This window comes from Pseudomonas sp. 15A4 (assembly GCF_016925575.1).
GTDB lineage: Bacteria > Pseudomonadota > Gammaproteobacteria > Pseudomonadales > Pseudomonadaceae > Aquipseudomonas.
The window spans coordinates 3,008,664-3,024,468 of sequence record NZ_CP068986.1; the positions used below are offsets into that span (position 1 = coordinate 3,008,664).

Sequence of the window (15,805 nt, forward strand, 5' to 3'; positions counted from 1 at the left end):
TGCATCAGCTTTCCAGCGATCCTCCGGCCAGCGCACAGAGCTGAATCGGGTCGAGGATCTGGATTTCCTTGCCCTCGGCGGCGATCAACTCGTTCTGCTGAAAGCGGGTGAACACCCGGGACACGGTTTCCACTGCCAGCCCCAGGTAATTGCCGATCTCGTTGCGCGACATGCTCAGGCGGAACTGGTTGGCCGAGAAGCCGCGGGCGCGGAAGCGGGCGGAGAGGTTGACCAGAAACGTGGCAATGCGCTCGTCGGCGGTTTTCTTCGAGAGCAGCAGCATCATCTGTTGGTCATCGCGAATTTCCCGGCTCATCACGCGCATCAACTGGCGACGCAATTGCGGCAGTTGCACCGACAACTCGTCCAGTCGTTCGAAGGGGATTTCGCACACCGATGTGGTTTCAAGGGCCTGGGCGGTGACGGGATAGGCCTCGGCGTCCATCCCGGACAGCCCGACCAGCTCGCTGGGCAGGTGAAAGCCGGTGAGTTGTTCTTCGCCGCTGTCACTGAGGCTGAAGGTTTTCAGGGCGCCGGGACGCACGGCGTAGACGGAATTGAAAGTGTCGCCCTGGCGAAACAGGAAATCGCCTTTCTTCAAGGGGCGGCCGCGTTTGACGATTTCGTCCAGCGCATCCATGTCTTCCATGTTCAATGAAAGCGGAAGGCACAACGGGGCCAGGCTGCAGTCCTTGCAGTGAGCCTGGGTGTGAGCGCGGAGTTTGACTGGCTCAGACATCGGGTAATTCCTTTTGCAAAAACACACATAAGTCGTAAGGGTAACTCAGCGGTCAACCCTGCGACTACCACGCGCCCTCCATGGCCAGAAATGATTGCTCCGCACCAGGCGGAAAGTTCCTATATCACTTGGGCCTATATCACCCTGGAAAAGCGCTGACGGTTCTGCGCGGCCAAATAAGCGTCGAACACCATGCAGATCGAGCGCACCAGCAGACGCCCCGCCGGGGTGACGGTGATACCTGTCGGGCCCAGATGAATCAGCCCATCCGTGGCCATGGTCAGTAACTGAGGCCACTGCTCTCGGAAATGTTCTCGAAAGTGAATGGAAAATTCGTTCTCGACAGGGGCGAAATCCAGTCTGAAGTGGCAGATCAGTTGGCTGATGATGGTGCGCCGCAGCTGATCGTCCTCGGTGCAACGCAGACCGCGCTTGGTTGCCAGTTGGTCGCTGGCCAGCAAGGTCTGGTACTCGGTGAGGTCGCTGGTGTTCTGGGCGTACAGGTCGCCGATCTGGCTGATGGCCGAGACGCCAAGACCGATCAGATCGCAGTGGCCATGGGTGGTGTAGCCCTGAAAATTGCGCTGCAGCGTGCCTTCTTCCTGAGCGATCGCCAGGTCGTCATCGGGCAGGGCGAAGTGGTCCATGCCGATGTACCGATAGCCTGAGCCGGTCAACTGTTCAACGGTGCGCTGGAGCATCTCCAGCTTGTGTTCCGGGCCGGGCAACTGAGCGGTGTCGATGCGCCGCTGGGGCATGAAGCGCTCGGGCAGGTGGGCGTAGTTGAACACCGAAAGCCGGTCGGGCTGCAGCGCAATCACCTGCTCGACGGTGCGGGCAAAGCCCTCTGGCGTCTGCAGTGGCAGACCGTAGATAAGGTCGATATTCACCGAGCGAAACTGCAGGGTGCGCGCGGCTTCGACGATGGCGCGGGTTTCTTCAAGGCTCTGCAAACGGTTGATCGCCCGCTGCACCAGCGGATCGAGGTCCTGCACGCCGAGGCTGACGCGGTTGAAGCCCAGCTCGCGCAGCAGGCCCATGGTCGACCAGTCCGCCTCACGCGGGTCGATCTCGATGCCGTAGTCGCCGGAATGGTCGTCCAGCAGAGTGAAGTGCTGGCGCAAATGGGCCATGAGCTGGCGCAGTTCGACGTGACTGAGAAAGGTCGGGGTGCCGCCGCCGAAGTGCAATTGCTCCACCACCTGACGGTCATCGACATGGGCGGCGATCAGGCTGATCTCGCGCTCCAGGCGCTGGAGGTACGCCTGCGAGCGGCTGCGGTCCTTGGTGATGACTTTGTTGCAGGCGCAGTAGTAGCAAATGTTGGCGCAGAACGGGATGTGCACGTAAAGCGACAACGGCCGCGACGCCTTACGGCTGTCGCGCAGTGCATGCAACAGTTCGAAGGCGCCAACCTGCGAATGAAATTGCACGGCGGTGGGGTAGGACGTGTAACGGGGCCCCGCCAGATCGTAGCGGCGGATGAGTTCAGAATCCCAACGAAGGTCGTCGAGCATGGGGGCATTCCCGATGAGGATGGCGGTGCGGGAAGTGTAGGGAGGGCTCAGATCAAGGCGTTGATCTGGGTCAATGGATGGGAGGCTGGGATTTCTCGTGAACCATGCCTGCATGATCCATGGCGGGATTCATTTCGTGATTCATCGTGTGAGGGGTGTGCCCCATCAGCCACTGTTGATGAGGGCCGGGGAGTGTCCACAGGCCGAACAGAATCACCAGCACGCCACCGGCCACGCGCACGTTCCTTCGGCGGAGCAGGGCGGTGATGCGCTCGGCGGCCAGGCCCGTGGCAAGCAGCACCGGCCAGGTACCGACCCCGAACGCGAGCATCAGCAATGCGCTGTGCAGTGCATTGCCCTGGCTCGCCGACCACAGCAGCGTGCTGTAAACCAGCCCGCACGGCAGCCAGCCCCATACCGCGCCCAGCAGTAACGCCCGGGGCGTCGTCGACACCGGCATCAAGCGGCGGGCCAGCGGTTGCAGGTAACGCCAAACCCCGCGGCCCAGACCTTCGATGCGGGTCAGGCCGCTCCACCATCCGGCCAGGTACAAGCCCATGGTGATCATCAGCAACCCGGCGATCACCCGCAACAGCATCGCCCCCGGGCTGTTGGCGACGGCCCAGCCGAGCATGCCTGTGAGCAATCCCGCGCAGGCGTAGCTGAAAACACGTCCGACGTTGTAGGCCACCAGCAGACGCAGGCGTCGTCCGTGTTGCTCCTTGGGAATGGCAAAGGTGAGCGCGCCCATCAGCCCGCCGCACATACCCAGGCAGTGGCCGCCGCCGAGCAGGCCCAGCACGAGGGCGGAGAGGAGTTGGGGGAGGAGGTCATGCATGGTTTCGGCCTGAACGTCTGGCAGTGATTGCACGGACGTCTTCGCGAGCAAGGTAAAGCGCCACCCCGGTCGTCCCACATGAGATTGCATCAAGCCTGACGGCACCGCCGATGTATCTGCCAACACATGGACTGTGGGAGCGAGCTTGCTCGCGATGGCGTCGGTACATCCGACAGATATCCAGCGGTCGATAGTCAGCCTTCGTGAGCAAGCTCACTCCCACAGGGACCGTGTTCACTTGGCAGAATCCTTCGCGAGCAAGGTGGAGCGCCACCCCGGTCGTCCCACATGAGATTGCATCAAGCCTGACGGCACCGCCGATGTAGCTGCCAACACATGGACTGTGGGAGTGAGCTTGCTCGCGAAGAGGTCGGTACATCCGACAGTGATCCGGCGGTCGATAGTCAGCCTTCGTGAGCAAGCTCACTCCCACAGGGACCGCGTTCACTTGGCAGAATCCTTCTTGAGCAAGATGAAGCGCCACCCCGGTCGTCCCACATGAGATTGCATCAAGCCTGACGGCACCGCCGATGTATCTGCCAACACATGGACTGTGGGAGCGAGCTTGCTCGCGAAGAGGTCGGTACATCCGACAGATATCCAGCGGTCGATAGTCAGCCTTCGTGAGCAAGCTCACTCCCACAGGGACCGCGTTCACTTGGCAGAGTCCTTCGTGAGCAAGATGAAGCGCCACCCCGGTCGTCCCACATGAGATTGAATCAAGCCTGACGGCACCGCCGATGTATCTGCCAACACATGGACTGTGGGAGCGAGCTTGCTCGCGATGGCGTCGGTACATCCGACAGATATCCAGCGGTCGATAGTCAGCTTTCGTGAGCAAGCTCACTCCCACAGGGACCGCGTTCACGTGGCCGAATCCTTCTTGACGCCCGCTTTCTCTTTCCCTGCCGCTTCATCCACCCCGGCCTTGTGCCCTGGATCTTGATCGTCGAACAAAATGCTGTGAGCGGGACCGTCCAGGTCGTCGTACTGACCGCTGTCCACTGCCCAGAAAAAGACGTAAATCGCCACCGCGACAATCAGCAGCGCCACCGGAATCATGATGTAGAGCGCAGGCATGGGGCCTCCCTATTTGGTCGCGTCAGACGCAACGCATTCAACACCACCACCAGCGAACTCACCGACATCCCCGCCGCCGCCCACAACGGTGTGACCCAGCCCAGCGCCGCGAAGGGCAGCACCAGGCCGTTGTACAGCCCGGCCCACGCCAGATTTTCCAGAATGATCCGCCGCGTGCGCCGAGCGAGGCCAAGCGCCTCCACCAACACCTGCAGACGGTTCGACAACAACACCGCATCGGCGCTGGTCTTGGCCAGATCAGTGGCCGAGCCCATGGCGATGCTGATGTCGGCTGCTGCCAGCACCGGCACATCGTTAACCCCGTCGCCAATCACCAGAAGGGTTCGACCCTCGGCGCGCAGTCGTTGAAGAATGGCGAGCTTGTCATCCGGCCGCAGGCTGCCTCGCGCGTCATCGACCTGTAGCTGAGCAGCGACGCTGGACACCATGGGCGAGCTGTCGCCGGACAACAGCAAGGTCTGCCAGCCGCGTTGTTTGCATGCTTCGACCAAGGCCGTCGCGTCGTCCCGCAACCGATCATCCAGCACCAGCCAGGCGAGGGCCTGTGTGTCATCCGCCAGCAACAACCACTGACCGGGCTCATCCGGCATGGAGGGCACAGCGACGCCGCTCAGGGCGCAGACAAACGCAGGCTGACCGATGCGTAACGGGCGCCCATCAACGACGCCTTCAAGGCCTAGCCCCGGCGTGGCGACAAGCCCCTCGGCAGTCAGCGGCGTTTTGCCGAACGCCCGGGCAATCGGGTGTTCGGAGCGACTTTCCAGCGCCGCTGCCAGACTCATACAGTCGTCACTGCTCAGCGCGCCGAGGCTGCGAATGGCTCTTAGCGTCAGGCGACCTTCGGTCAACGTGCCGGTCTTGTCGAAGATCACCGTGTCGATTCGGTTCAGCCCTTCCAGCACATGGCCACGGGTCAGCAACAATCCGAGCCTGTGCAGCGTGCCGGTGGCGGCGGTCAGGGCGGTCGGGGTCGCCAGCGACAAGGCGCACGGGCAGGTGGCGACCAGCATCGCCAGCACAATCCAGAACGCGCGGCTGGCGTCGAGCTGCCACCAGACCACGCCGACACACACCGCCAGCACCAGCGAGATCAGCAAAAACCACTGCGCCGCGCGGTCCGCCAACTGCGCAAGGGGCGGCTTCTCCGATTGGGCGCGCTCCAGCAATCGGACGACGGCAGAGAGCCGCGTGTCATCGCCGAGGGCAAGGACTTCCACGGTCAGCACGCTTTCAATATTGGCGGTGCCGGCGGTGACGGCGTCTCCCACCTCGCGTGGCTGAGGCAGGTACTCGCCGGTGAGCAGTGATTCGTCGAGGCTCGACCGACCCGCGATGATTCGGCCGTCCGCCGGCAACAGCGCGCCGGGGTGGACCAGCACGTGATCGTGCAAACGCAACTGATGAGTCAAGACGCGCTCGGTCTGGCCGTCCGCGTTCAACCGCAGGCAGGACGCCGGCAGCAGATTGACCAGTTGCGCCGACGCGGCGCTGGTGCGTTCCCGGGCGCGGCGTTCGAGGTAGCGGCCGGTGAGCAGGAACAGCGCGAACATGCCGACCGCGTCGAAATACAATTCGCCAACGCCGGTGACCGCCGTCCAGATGCCCGCGAGGTACGCCGCGCCGATCGCCAGCGACACCGAAACGTCCATCGTGAGATGACAGGCGCGCAGGTCGCGTAGTGCCCCTTTGAAGAACGGCGCACAGCTATAAAACACGATGGGTGTCGTCAGAAACATCGCCACCCAGCGCAGGATCGTATGCATCTCGGGGCTGAGGTCGATGTTGAATTCAGGCCAGGTCGCCATGGTCGCCATCATCGCCTGAAACCACAACAGCCCGGCGACGCCCAGTTGACGCAGGCTGCGGCGGTTTTCCCGGGCCAGTTGCTCGGTCGTCTTGTCCGGCTGATAAGGGTGGCCGGCGTAACCGATGCTGCGCAGCTCGGCCAGCACCTCGCTCAGGGGCATCGACTGGTCATGCCAGCGCAGGTGCAGGCGGTGATTGGACAGGTTCAGCCGCGCTTCGACCACGGCGGGCAAGGTGCGCAGATGGCGCTCGATCAGCCAGCCGCACGCCGCGCAGGTGATGCCCTCGATCATCAGCGTCGTTTCAGCCATATCGCCGGCGACATCGCCAGAGGGGGTGTCATGGCGGACAAAGGGCGCCTGCACGTCGGGACGATCAAAGAGGGCTTGTTCGTCGGCCACAGGCGTCGGCAACACCTGAGGATTGACCGACGCTTCGCTGCGATGCAGGTAATAGCTTTCCAGGCCGCTAGCGACGATGGCGTGGGCCACGGCCTCACAACCGGGGCAACAGAACTCCCGCGCCTCACCCAGCACCGAAGCGACGAAGCGCGCGCCCGGCGGAACCGGCAGCGTGCAGTGGTAACAAGACCGCAGGGCTTTTATCTCGTTGGCCGTCATTTGAGTGGCGTTCACGTCAATGCCTGCCCGCGCCCTGAATCGGTTCGTCGCCCAGGGTCAGTGGCTGCCCGGGAAGGATCCGCTCTTCCTCGAACAGGCGCCAGGTCTGGGCGTTTTCCACCCCCAGCAATTCGACGAAGCGCCGGCCTTCGACCCTGTCGCTCAACTGCCCGACGTAACGCCCCGGCTGCGAAGGGTTACGCGGCAGCACGATTTTACGGTCCTTGTCCGGCTGGGTCGGGGAGATGAGGTTCAGCACCAGGGTTTCCGGCTGACTGGCGCCGCTCAGCTGCACATCCACTTCGCCGGTCAGTTCGTCGAGGCCCACACGGGCTTGCAGGTTGAGGGACTGAGCCAGCAACTCGCGATCGAGGGAGCGGTTGATGCCTTTCCCGGCCTCGTAATAATTGTCGGTGACGAGGTTGTCCGGGTGGGTGACGGCGATGGTGACCATTGCCGCGGTCAACGACACCGAGCAGGTCAGGATGCCAATAATGATCCATGGCCATAGCTGCCGGTGCCAGGGAAGTGCTGCGGTGACTGCGGTCATTTCCGACTTCTCTCAGCGAATGGACGGGCCGATGAAACGGCTCTTGGCGTGGACTTCGGTGTCGCTGTGCTCGATGGCCCTGAGGCTGAAACTGACCTCGTTGGTGCTCGACGGCAGCTGCTTCGGCGCGACCGACAGCTGCACCGGCAGACTGACGATCTCGCCCGCCGGCACCCTGATCTCGCGACGGCCTTGCAGCTTCAGGTCCGGCAGCCCGGTGGCCTCGAGCAGATAGATGTGGTCGATCTGGTCCTTGTTCATGACCTTCAGGCTGTAGACGTTTTCGATCCGGCCGTCAGCGTTTTCCCGGTACAGCGTGCGGTCCTTGCTGACGTCCAGACCCACCAGCGAGCGGGTGAGAAACGCGGCAGTGAGCCCGCCGATCATCACCAGCAACACCAGGCCATAGCCGATCAACCGCGGCCGCAGTGTATGGGTTACCTGCCCGGAAAGGTTGTGCTCGGTGGTGTAACTGATCAAACCGCGCGGGTAGTCCATCTTGTCCATGATCGAGTCGCAGGCATCAATGCACGCCGCGCAGCCGATGCACTCGATCTGCAAACCGTCGCGGATGTCGATGCTGGTGGGGCAGACCTGCACGCACATCGTGCAATCGATGCAGTCGCCCAGGCCTTCAGCCTTGTAATCCGTGTCTTTTTTGCGCGCACCCCGTGGCTCGCCGCGCCGTGGGTCGTAGGAAACGATCAGGGTGTCCTTGTCGAACATCACGCTCTGAAAGCGCGCGTAGGGGCACATATGGATACAGACCTGTTCCCTTAGCCAACCTGCATTGGCGTAGGTGGCGAGGGTGAAGAAGCCGACCCAGAAATACGACCAGCCGTCGGCCTCGCCGGTGAAGAAGTCCGCCAGCAGCTCGCGGATGGGCGAAAAGTAGCCGACGAAGGTCAGGCCGGTGACCAGGCCGATCAGCAGCCACAGGCCGTGCTTGGCACTCTTGCGCGCGAACTTGTTGGCGTCCATGGGCGCCTTGTCGAGCTTGATGCGCTGGTGGCGGTCGCCTTCGGTGACCTTTTCACACCACATGAACACCCACGTCCACACGCTTTGGGGGCAGGTATAGCCGCACCAGACGCGCCCGGCGAACACGGTAATAAAGAACAAGCCGAATGCGCTGACGATCAGGATGCCCGACAACAGAATGAAGTCTTGCGGCCAGAACGTCGCGCCGAAGATGTAGAACTTGCGCGCCGGCAGGTTCCACCACACCGCCTGATGCGCGCCCCAGTTGAGCCAGACTGTGCCGAAATACAGCAGGAACAGCACAACGCCGCCACCCATGCGCAGATTACGGAACACTCCGGTGAACGCGCGGGTGTAGATCTTCTCCCGCGAGGCATACAGGTCAACGGTGTCGCCGTCCTTTTCAGTCGGCGGCGTGACGTTGTGCAGCGGAATCTGATTGCTCATGGCAGCGTCCTACGCCCTTCGGGCCGAATCATCAGCGTGTGCGACGGCGATATCCTTCACTCGGAGTTTGTCGCCGGTTCGTCGCCATGGGACAGGCTATACACGTAAGCCGCCAGCAGGTGCACCCGGTCGTTTCCTTGCAGCAAGGCCTGCGCCGGCATCTGGCCCTGGCGGCCGTACTGGATGGTCTGCTGCAACTGGGCGAAGCTCGCGCCGTAGATGAACCCGCCGGGGTGGGTCAGGTCCGGCGCACCCAATGCAGCAACGCCTTTGCCCTCGGGCCCGTGGCAGGCGACGCAGGTGGTGGCGTAGGTTTTCGCACCTGCCAGCGGATCGGCGTTCGCATCAGCCGGCAACGCGCGCTCGTTCAGCTTCGTCAGCACGTAAGCCGACACGTCGCGCACGCCCTGATCGCCGATCACCGCACCCCACGCCGGCATCACGGCGTGACGGCCGTTCATGATGGAGGTTTTGATGCTCTGCGCATCGCCGCCCCAGCGCCAGTCGGCGTCGGTGAGGTTGGGGAAGCCGTAGGCGCCTTTGGCGTCGGAGCCGTGGCAGACCGAGCAATTGGACGCGAACAATCGACCGCCCATCTTCAGCGCTTGCGGATCCTTGGCCACCTCTTCAATGGGCATCGCTGCGAATTTGGCGAAGGTCGGTCCGAAGCGCGCTTCGGAGCGGGCCATTTCCTTCTCCCATTCATGCACGCCGGTCCAGCCGGTTGTGCCGTCGGAAAACTGGATTTTTTCTCGTTGTCGGCGTAGTCGTACCCCGGCAGCAAGCCCTTCCAGTTGCCCAGGCCCGGGTAAAACGCCAGATAACCCAGGGCGAAAATGATCGTGCCGATGAACAACCAGAACCACCACTTGGGCAGCGGGTTGTCGTATTCCTCGATGCCATCGAAAGAATGGCCCACGGTTTCATCGGTGGTGTCGGCGCGCTGGCCCTTGCGCGTGGCGATCAGCAGCCAGCCCATCGCGAAGATCGTGCCCAGGGTCAGCACCGTGACGTACAGGCTCCAGAAGGTGCTCATGGTTTCGGGCTCCTTTCGGCGTTGGAGGGGCGTGCTCTTTGCTTTGGTCTTGCGCCTGCCTGACCTGCGCAATCGCCTCCGGATCATCGGCAAACGGCAGCAGGGTTGCATCGTCGAATTCCGCCTTGCGCCGCGGGCTGAACACCCACAACGCCAGACCAATGAAGGCCACCATCACGACGACGGTGCCCAGGCCTCGTATTGTTCCCATGTCCATGGCGATCACCGTTTGCTCTTGATGAGGGTGCCCAGGCCCTGAAGGTAGGCCACCAGCGCATCCATTTCGGTCTTGCCCTTCACCGCGTCGGCTGCGCCGGCGATGTCGGCATCGGTGTAGGGCACGCCCAGGCTGCGGAGCACTGCCATCTTCTTGCCTGTGAGCGTGCCGTCGATCCTGGTGTTCGCCAGGAAGGGGTAGGCCGGCATGATCGACTCCGGCACCAGGTCCCGCGGGTTATACAAATGCGCGCGGTGCCAGTCATCCGAGTAGCGACCGCCGACCCGGGCCAGGTCCGGCCCGGTGCGTTTGGAACCCCACAGAAACGGGTGATCCCAGACGCTTTCGCCCGCCACCGAGTAATGCCCGTAGCGTTCAGTCTCGGCGCGAAACGGCCGGATCATCTGCGAGTGGCAACCCACGCAGCCATTGGCGATATAGACGTCGCGGCCCTCGAGCTCCAGCGCCGGGCGCGGCTTCATGCCTTCGACGGGTTGGGTGGTGACGTCCTGAAAGAACAGCGGAACGATCTGCGTCAACCCACCAATCGCCACCGCGATGACCATGAAGATCGACAGCAGGCCAATGTTCTTTTCCATTGCTTCGTGCTTGATCATCAGTGGGCCCCCACGACGGCAATCTGCGCGGCGGCTTCGGCTTCTTCCGTGTTCGCTGCACGAATGGTGCGGAACACGTTGTAGGCCATGAACAGCATGCCACTGGCGAAAATCCCTCCGCCCAATGCGCGCACGATGTAGCCCGGATGACTGGCCTGCAGCGCTTCGACAAACGAGTAGGTGAGGGTGCCGTCGTCGTTGATGGCGCGCCACATCAGGCCTTGGGTGATGCCGTTGACCCACATCGCGGCGATGTAGAGCACGGTGCCGACAGTGGCGAGCCAGAAGTGCGTGTTGATCAGGGCGACGCTGTGCATCTGCGCACGGCCGTAGAGTTTCGGGATCATGTGGTAGACGGCGCCGATGGAGATCATCGCCACCCAGCCCAGCGCGCCGGCGTGAACGTGGCCGATGGTCCAGTCGGTGTAGTGGGAAAGCGAGTTGACGGTCTTGATCGCCATCATCGGCCCTTCGAACGTCGACATCCCGTAGAACGCCAGCGACAGCACGAGGAAGCGCAGAATCGGGTCGGTGCGCAACTTATGCCATGCGCCGGAGAGGGTCATCATGCCGTTGATCATGCCGCCCCAGCTCGGCACCAGCAGGATGATCGACATCACCATCCCCAGCGATTGCGCCCAGTCGGGCAGGGCGGTGTAGTGCAGATGGTGCGGGCCGGCCCAGATGTACAGGGTGATCAGCGCCCAGAAATGCACGATGGACAGGCGATAGGAATAGATCGGGCGCTCGGCCTGTTTCGGTACGAAGTAATACATCATTCCGAGAAAGCCGGTGGTGAGGAAAAAGCCCACGGCGTTGTGCCCGTACCACCACTGGATCATCGCGTCGGTGGCGCCGGCATACGCCGAATACGACTTGAACAGGCTCACCGGCAGCGAGATGTGGTTGACGATGTGCAGCATTGCCGTCACCACGATGAATGCGCCGTAGAACCAGTTGGCGACATAAATGTGTTGGGTCTTGCGTTTGACGATGGTGCCGAAGAAGACCGCGCCGTAGGCGATCCAGACAATCGTCAGCAGGATCGCGATCGGCCATTCGAGCTCGGCGTATTCCTTGGTGGTGGTGTAGCCCATCGGCAGGCTGACGATGGCGCCGATGATTACCGCCTGCCAGCCCCAGAAATGAAAGGCCGCCAGGCCATCGGAAATCAGCCGCGCCTGACAGGTGCGCTGGACGACGTAATAGGACGTGCCGAACAAGGCACAGCCGCCGAACGCGAAAATCACCAGGTTGGTATGCAGGGGACGCAGGCGACCGAATGTCGTCCACGGTAATCCGAAATTCAGGTCAGGCCAGACGAGCTGGGCGGCGATGAACACGCCCATGCCCATGCCGATGATGCCCCAGACAACCGTCATGATGGCGAACTGGCGGACGACCTTGTAGTTATAAGCAGTCGGGCGGGGTGCTGTGCTCATGTCAGGTTCCACGGTGTGTATTTTATTAGTGTGGTAACAGCCGCATCTTCGATCGCGCGTAGCCCGTCACGCAGTGGCGTGGTTGAGGATCGACGGAGGCGAGAGACGCGGTGCACGCAGACGCCCGGTCGCCGAAGCGTGGAGGGGTTCTGGCTGAGAGGCCTGGGGAAGGAAGACAGGTCGAGCTGGATCGCGCGCGTGAGTGGGAGGGATTGGATACAACCCTGCGGGTGAAAACAGCGCTGAGGCTGCTTGTCTGCAAGAGGGTTGCGTTGCCGGGCACAATCTTGTTGCTGGGCCTGTGGCTAGCTGTCGCCGGTCCACTGTGCGGACACAGCTTAGACGCGAATGATCGCGGAGGGAAGGCTTTGGAACAGCGCCTGCGACACTTGGCCGCGCTCGACGTGAAGTTGCCGCGTCCCTGGCGGGACGCGGCGATCAACCATTTCCGGAGATAGCTGAAACGCTTCTCTGCCTGCCGTTCCTGTGCATCGAGAGAGCATTTCGACTGCAAAGTTGTATACAAAAAGCCGCTGACATTGGCGCTTTTTTCCGCCCAAAAAATATTTGGCCCGAGCTGGCAGAAAGCCGGCGATCGTCACGGGTAATCGTCCGGCGCGGACAAAAAGCATATTCCGTCGATGAAACCGCCCGGTTGTGTGCAGGTTGGGGCGCTCAGGGTTCGGTGCTTGTTGCCGAAGTGCCCAGCCAGACTAACGCCCGGGAGCTGAACCTTTGCTGTCGGGACAGGGCAATCGGCGGACAGGGTCATGGCGCGCCGAGGTTGCTGCATAATGCCGGCCGTGGTGCCCGCCTCACTGGGGGTGAGCGAAGTTTTGAAAAAGAGACCGGCATGAGCAAACAACAGGCGGCGAAGCGAACGGCTGATCACTGCGCGCAACTGGCGCAAGAACACGGCTGGATCTGGGATGCGCCAACCGGCTCGGCGGCGGACGCGCCCTCGACGCTGATTCTCGCCCACGGCGCGGGCGCCCCGATGGACAGCGACTTCATGAACGACATCGCCACGCGCCTGGCGGCCTTGGGTGTTGGCGTGCTGCGCTTTGAATTCCCCTACATGGCCCAGCGCCGAATCGACGGGCGTAGACGACCGCCCAATCCCCAACCGAAGTTGCTGGAGTGCTGGCATCGGGTGTACGCCGCCGTGCGTGGGGGTGTGAGCGGGCGGGTGGCGATCGGCGGCAAATCCATGGGCGGACGCATGGCCAGCGTCATTGCTGACGACGTGGAAGCCGATGGGTTGTTCTGTCTGGGCTATCCGTTCTACGCGGCAGCTAAACCCGAGAAGCCGCGGGTCGCGCACCTGGCGGAACTGCGGACGCCGACGCTGATCGTTCAGGGCGAACGTGATGCGTTGGGCAATCGAGAGGCGGTTGAAGGGTACAAGCTGTCGAAAGCCATTGACGTGCATTGGGTACCGACCGCCAACCATGACCTCAAACCGTTGAAATCATCGGGCCTCACTGTCGAGGCGTGCATGCAGGAAATCGCCGGGCTTATGGCGCGTCGGCTGATCGGATAGCGGGATGTTCCTCGGCGTTCAGGTCACAAACCAGGTCGAACAGGCCGTCGGTCACGTGAAAGTCCTTGGTCGGGACCGCAAACTCGAAATTGCCATGCAGCGCGCCGGCTGCTGCATCGCAGCCCAGCAACGTGAGGTTGCCTTGCTGCAAATCGCGGGAGTGATAAATCTTCGCCATGCGCGTGGGGGTCAGGTGATAGATAACGGTGATCTGTTCGTTGCGCAGCAAGTTGTAGCTGCCGGGTTGCACTGTCTGGTCGATGAACAGGCCGATCATGGTGCGGTGCCGACGAACCGTGCCAGTGGCGAGGATCTTCCAGATTCGGCACGTGGTCGGATCCGACCGGCCCGGGCGCAGACACGCCATGGCACTCAGGCGGTGGGTGATGAAGGGGTGACCATTGACCGTGGCGCTGAACGTGCCGCGCGCCACCGGTGCATGCGGGCGTTGAAGAGGAGGTTTTACGGGCATTTTTCTGAGCTTTCCGTGAATGGATTTTTGGGGCGATGTGGGCGCTGCACGTGTAAGACGCCGTCGGGGGGCGACGACGTCTTTGAAAGGGGGTGCTGCCTACGTGTCTGAAGCTTGCCGGGTCGCGTGATTGGCTGATTCGCGATTTAGCTAAAACAGCGAATTAGCGAATAGCGACGCCCAGACTGGAATTGATGTGGAGCAGTTTGTAGTCCTTTCCGGTGTTGAGGTTTTTCACGTAATACCACTTCGCGCCGAACACGTTCTTGGCGACGGTGGACGACCAATAGTTGGCGTTGCCCATTGGCCAGCGGTTGCCGTAGGCGTTATAGATCTCGATCAGCTCGTGGATGCTCGGGATGCGCCCGCCGATGCGGTTGGCGGCGTTGGAGATTTGGGTGTAGTTGCCGGAGCCCACGCCGTGGCATTCGATGACGCCGGTGACGGTTACGTCGTAACTCTGCTGTTCGCCCGCTGAATCGGTGACCGTGATGGTTGCCACGCCGTTGCCGCGCACCGACGTCCAGCCGGACGCTGCCACGACGGCCACCTTCGCATCGCTGGTCGAATAGGTATAAGGAGGTCGACCGCCGCTGGCGATGCGATGGACCGTGGTACCGCTCGGGAATGTCGGCAGCAAATCCGGATGAGCGGGCAGCAGGTAGATCTTACCGGCCAGGGTCACCGGAGACGTGTCAAACATAATCCCCTCGCGCACCGACAGCTGAAGCGGCACGGACTCCATGTCGACGCCATTGCGCGTCACGATATAGGTCAGCGTCGCGGTGCTGCCGATACTCATCTCGATCAGCATCTTGGGTACGCCGAAAACCAGTTCAGTCATACCACCGACATTCATCATCATGGTCTCGAACGTACGCGCGCCGACCCATCGCACTCGCACCATATCCCGAGGGTCCATCCCGCGATAACTGACACGCACGATCGCGTCCCAGCCGGTAATCAGTGAAGGACGCAGAATGCCGTCCGGGCCTACTGTGTCGACGGTTGGCGCAGGCAGTTCCAGCGCGGCGCTCATGATCTTCAGCGCAAGTTTGGCCGATTCCTGCACGATGCCGCTGGTACGCGTCACGGTGTAGACCACCTCGACATTTTGTCCGTCGTTTATCGTGACTACGCTGCCAGGGAACACCAGAGTCAACGCCTGACCGGCTTCGGCGGCGGAAATGAGCTTCTCCTGGCGATCGTTACCCTTCGGACCGTTCCACTGAGCGATGACCGTTTCGCCTTCGCGCAGATCAGCCGTGGCACCGATCACTAATGTGGCGCCATTCACCGCATCGGCCGGGTCCAGAATCTGACCCTCGGCTTCGCGGATCACCGGTGCCGGCAGAGGTTGGCGCATGCCCAGGTCAAGCTGGATCATTACCGGATCAGAGACCATCGACACGTTGCCCGCGCGGTCGGTAACGGTGTAGGTGACCGCAGAGGTCTGGCAGTCCGACAGTTCCATGAACGGACGGGTGAAGTCCACCATCACCCGGTTTAGGCCCATATCGTTGGCATCAACGACGGTCATCGGACCTTCCATCGAACCCCAGTAGGTGCGGATTTCGTCCCCTGCAGCCATGCCGCTGTAGCCCGCGATCTTGCCGGGAAGGATGTTGTTGAGGCCTTCCAGCTCGGCGGAGGTGAGGCCGTTCTGGATGACGTCGGGGAAGATAATAGGGGCGAGTTGAGGGGCGCCTGGGGCGGTTCGGTCGATTTGGATTGGGGTTGTGCCGGAAAAACTTCAGAGTCGCTGAACGGGCTGTAGACACGATACGACACGGCATGAGTACCCTCTGAGAGCAGCGAAACCGGGATTTGTACGGTCAGCAAGTCGCCAGGCTTGTCCGTCGATAGGATTTCCTTTTCC

At 62.1% G+C, this 15,805-nt stretch carries 13 protein-coding genes and 2 pseudogenes; 1 reads left to right on the forward strand and 14 read right to left on the reverse strand.

Annotated features, from left to right (window positions below; translation table 11 throughout):
* Positions 1-4: 4 nt before the first annotated feature.
* The 12 genes and pseudogenes from fnr to JN403_RS13610 all read right to left on the reverse strand — a co-directional run bounded on the left by fnr (position 5) and on the right by JN403_RS13610 (position 12,513).
* A complete protein-coding gene (gene fnr, locus JN403_RS13555; protein WP_205482778.1) occupies positions 5-739 on the reverse strand; it encodes a fumarate/nitrate reduction transcriptional regulator Fnr in 735 nt (244 codons plus the stop codon).
* A gap of 134 nt (positions 740-873) precedes the next feature.
* Entirely contained in the window at positions 874-2,256 is a 1,383-nt protein-coding gene (hemN, locus tag JN403_RS13560; RefSeq protein ID WP_205482779.1) for an oxygen-independent coproporphyrinogen III oxidase, read from the reverse strand.
* Positions 2,257-2,326: 70 nt separating this feature from the next.
* Complete coding sequence (locus JN403_RS13565) at positions 2,327-3,094, reverse strand: sulfite exporter TauE/SafE family protein (RefSeq protein WP_205482781.1); 768 nt, start codon at positions 3,092-3,094, stop codon at positions 2,327-2,329.
* 864 nt (positions 3,095-3,958) lie between these two features.
* Complete coding sequence (ccoS, locus tag JN403_RS13570; RefSeq protein ID WP_122534382.1) at positions 3,959-4,174, reverse strand: cbb3-type cytochrome oxidase assembly protein CcoS; 216 nt, start codon at positions 4,172-4,174, stop codon at positions 3,959-3,961.
* Entirely contained in the window at positions 4,153-6,621 is a 2,469-nt protein-coding gene (locus tag JN403_RS13575) for a heavy metal translocating P-type ATPase (protein ID WP_205487311.1), read from the reverse strand. Before JN403_RS13575 ends, ccoS begins: the two co-directional genes overlap by 22 nt.
* 16 nt (positions 6,622-6,637) lie before the next feature.
* Positions 6,638-7,171 carry a FixH family protein gene (locus JN403_RS13580; RefSeq protein WP_205482782.1) on the reverse strand — a complete coding sequence of 178 codons (534 nt, stop codon included), beginning with the start codon at positions 7,169-7,171 and terminating at the stop codon, positions 6,638-6,640.
* 12 nt (positions 7,172-7,183) lie between these two features.
* On the reverse strand, positions 7,184-8,599 hold the full coding sequence (gene ccoG, locus JN403_RS13585; protein WP_205482783.1) for a cytochrome c oxidase accessory protein CcoG: 1,416 nt from the start codon (positions 8,597-8,599) through the stop codon (positions 7,184-7,186).
* Positions 8,600-8,655: 56 nt separating this feature from the next.
* Positions 8,656-9,635 (reverse strand): annotated as a pseudogene (ccoP, locus tag JN403_RS13590) (cytochrome-c oxidase, cbb3-type subunit III).
* A 34-nt stretch (positions 9,636-9,669) separates the two neighbouring features.
* Positions 9,670-9,852 (reverse strand): annotated as a pseudogene (locus tag JN403_RS13595) (cbb3-type cytochrome c oxidase subunit 3); the annotation flags it as partial.
* A 5-nt stretch (positions 9,853-9,857) separates the two neighbouring features.
* Positions 9,858-10,469, reverse strand: a complete 612-nt coding sequence (gene ccoO / locus JN403_RS13600; protein WP_205482784.1) for a cytochrome-c oxidase, cbb3-type subunit II — start codon at positions 10,467-10,469, stop codon at positions 9,858-9,860.
* Positions 10,469-11,911 carry a cytochrome-c oxidase, cbb3-type subunit I gene (gene ccoN, locus JN403_RS13605; protein ID WP_122622671.1) on the reverse strand — a complete coding sequence of 481 codons (1,443 nt, stop codon included), beginning with the start codon at positions 11,909-11,911 and terminating at the stop codon, positions 10,469-10,471. Before ccoN ends, ccoO begins: the two co-directional genes overlap by 1 nt.
* A 338-nt stretch (positions 11,912-12,249) precedes the next feature.
* A complete protein-coding gene (locus JN403_RS13610) occupies positions 12,250-12,513 on the reverse strand; it encodes a hypothetical protein (protein WP_205482785.1) in 264 nt (87 codons plus the stop codon).
* Positions 12,514-12,764: 251 nt separating this feature from the next.
* Between JN403_RS13610 and JN403_RS13615 the strand changes: the two genes are divergently transcribed.
* Positions 12,765-13,454: an alpha/beta family hydrolase gene (locus JN403_RS13615; RefSeq protein WP_205482786.1), complete on the forward strand. Its 690-nt coding sequence runs from the start codon at positions 12,765-12,767 to the stop codon at positions 13,452-13,454.
* On the opposite strand, the gene JN403_RS13620 is transcribed toward JN403_RS13615, so the two are convergent.
* Together JN403_RS13620 and JN403_RS13625 are read right to left on the reverse strand one after the other, a co-directional pair.
* The gene (locus JN403_RS13620) at positions 13,429-13,926 is read right to left on the reverse strand and encodes a hypothetical protein (protein WP_205482788.1); all 498 of its coding nucleotides are present in this window, start codon (positions 13,924-13,926) and stop codon (positions 13,429-13,431) included. The genes JN403_RS13615 and JN403_RS13620 overlap by 26 nt on opposite strands.
* Before the next feature lie 163 nt (positions 13,927-14,089).
* A complete protein-coding gene (locus tag JN403_RS13625; RefSeq protein WP_240356553.1) occupies positions 14,090-15,517 on the reverse strand; it encodes a hypothetical protein in 1,428 nt (475 codons plus the stop codon).
* Between the last annotated feature and the right edge of the window lie 288 nt (positions 15,518-15,805).

Excerpts from the sequence above, each read along its gene's own strand:
- fnr (WP_205482778.1), bottom strand. The coding sequence starts at position 739 with ATGTCTGAGCCAGTCAAACTCCGCGCTCACACCCAGGCTCACTGCAAG.
- hemN (WP_205482779.1), bottom strand. The coding sequence starts at position 2,256 with ATGCTCGACGACCTTCGTTGGGATTCTGAACTCATCCGCCGCTACGAT.
- JN403_RS13565 (WP_205482781.1), bottom strand. The coding sequence starts at position 3,094 with ATGCATGACCTCCTCCCCCAACTCCTCTCCGCCCTCGTGCTGGGCCTG.
- ccoS (WP_122534382.1), bottom strand. The coding sequence starts at position 4,174 with ATGCCTGCGCTCTACATCATGATTCCGGTGGCGCTGCTGATTGTCGCG.
- JN403_RS13575 (WP_205487311.1), bottom strand. The coding sequence starts at position 6,621 with ATGACGGCCAACGAGATAAAAGCCCTGCGGTCTTGTTACCACTGCACG.
- JN403_RS13580 (WP_205482782.1), bottom strand. The coding sequence starts at position 7,171 with ATGACCGCAGTCACCGCAGCACTTCCCTGGCACCGGCAGCTATGGCCA.
- ccoG (WP_205482783.1), bottom strand. The coding sequence starts at position 8,599 with ATGAGCAATCAGATTCCGCTGCACAACGTCACGCCGCCGACTGAAAAG.
- ccoO (WP_205482784.1), bottom strand. The coding sequence starts at position 10,469 with ATGATCAAGCACGAAGCAATGGAAAAGAACATTGGCCTGCTGTCGATC.
- ccoN (WP_122622671.1), bottom strand. The coding sequence starts at position 11,911 with ATGAGCACAGCACCCCGCCCGACTGCTTATAACTACAAGGTCGTCCGC.
- JN403_RS13615 (WP_205482786.1), top strand. The coding sequence starts at position 12,765 with ATGAGCAAACAACAGGCGGCGAAGCGAACGGCTGATCACTGCGCGCAA.
- JN403_RS13620 (WP_205482788.1), bottom strand. The coding sequence starts at position 13,926 with ATGCCCGTAAAACCTCCTCTTCAACGCCCGCATGCACCGGTGGCGCGC.
- JN403_RS13625 (WP_240356553.1), bottom strand. The coding sequence starts at position 15,517 with ATGGCTGCAGGGGACGAAATCCGCACCTACTGGGGTTCGATGGAAGGT.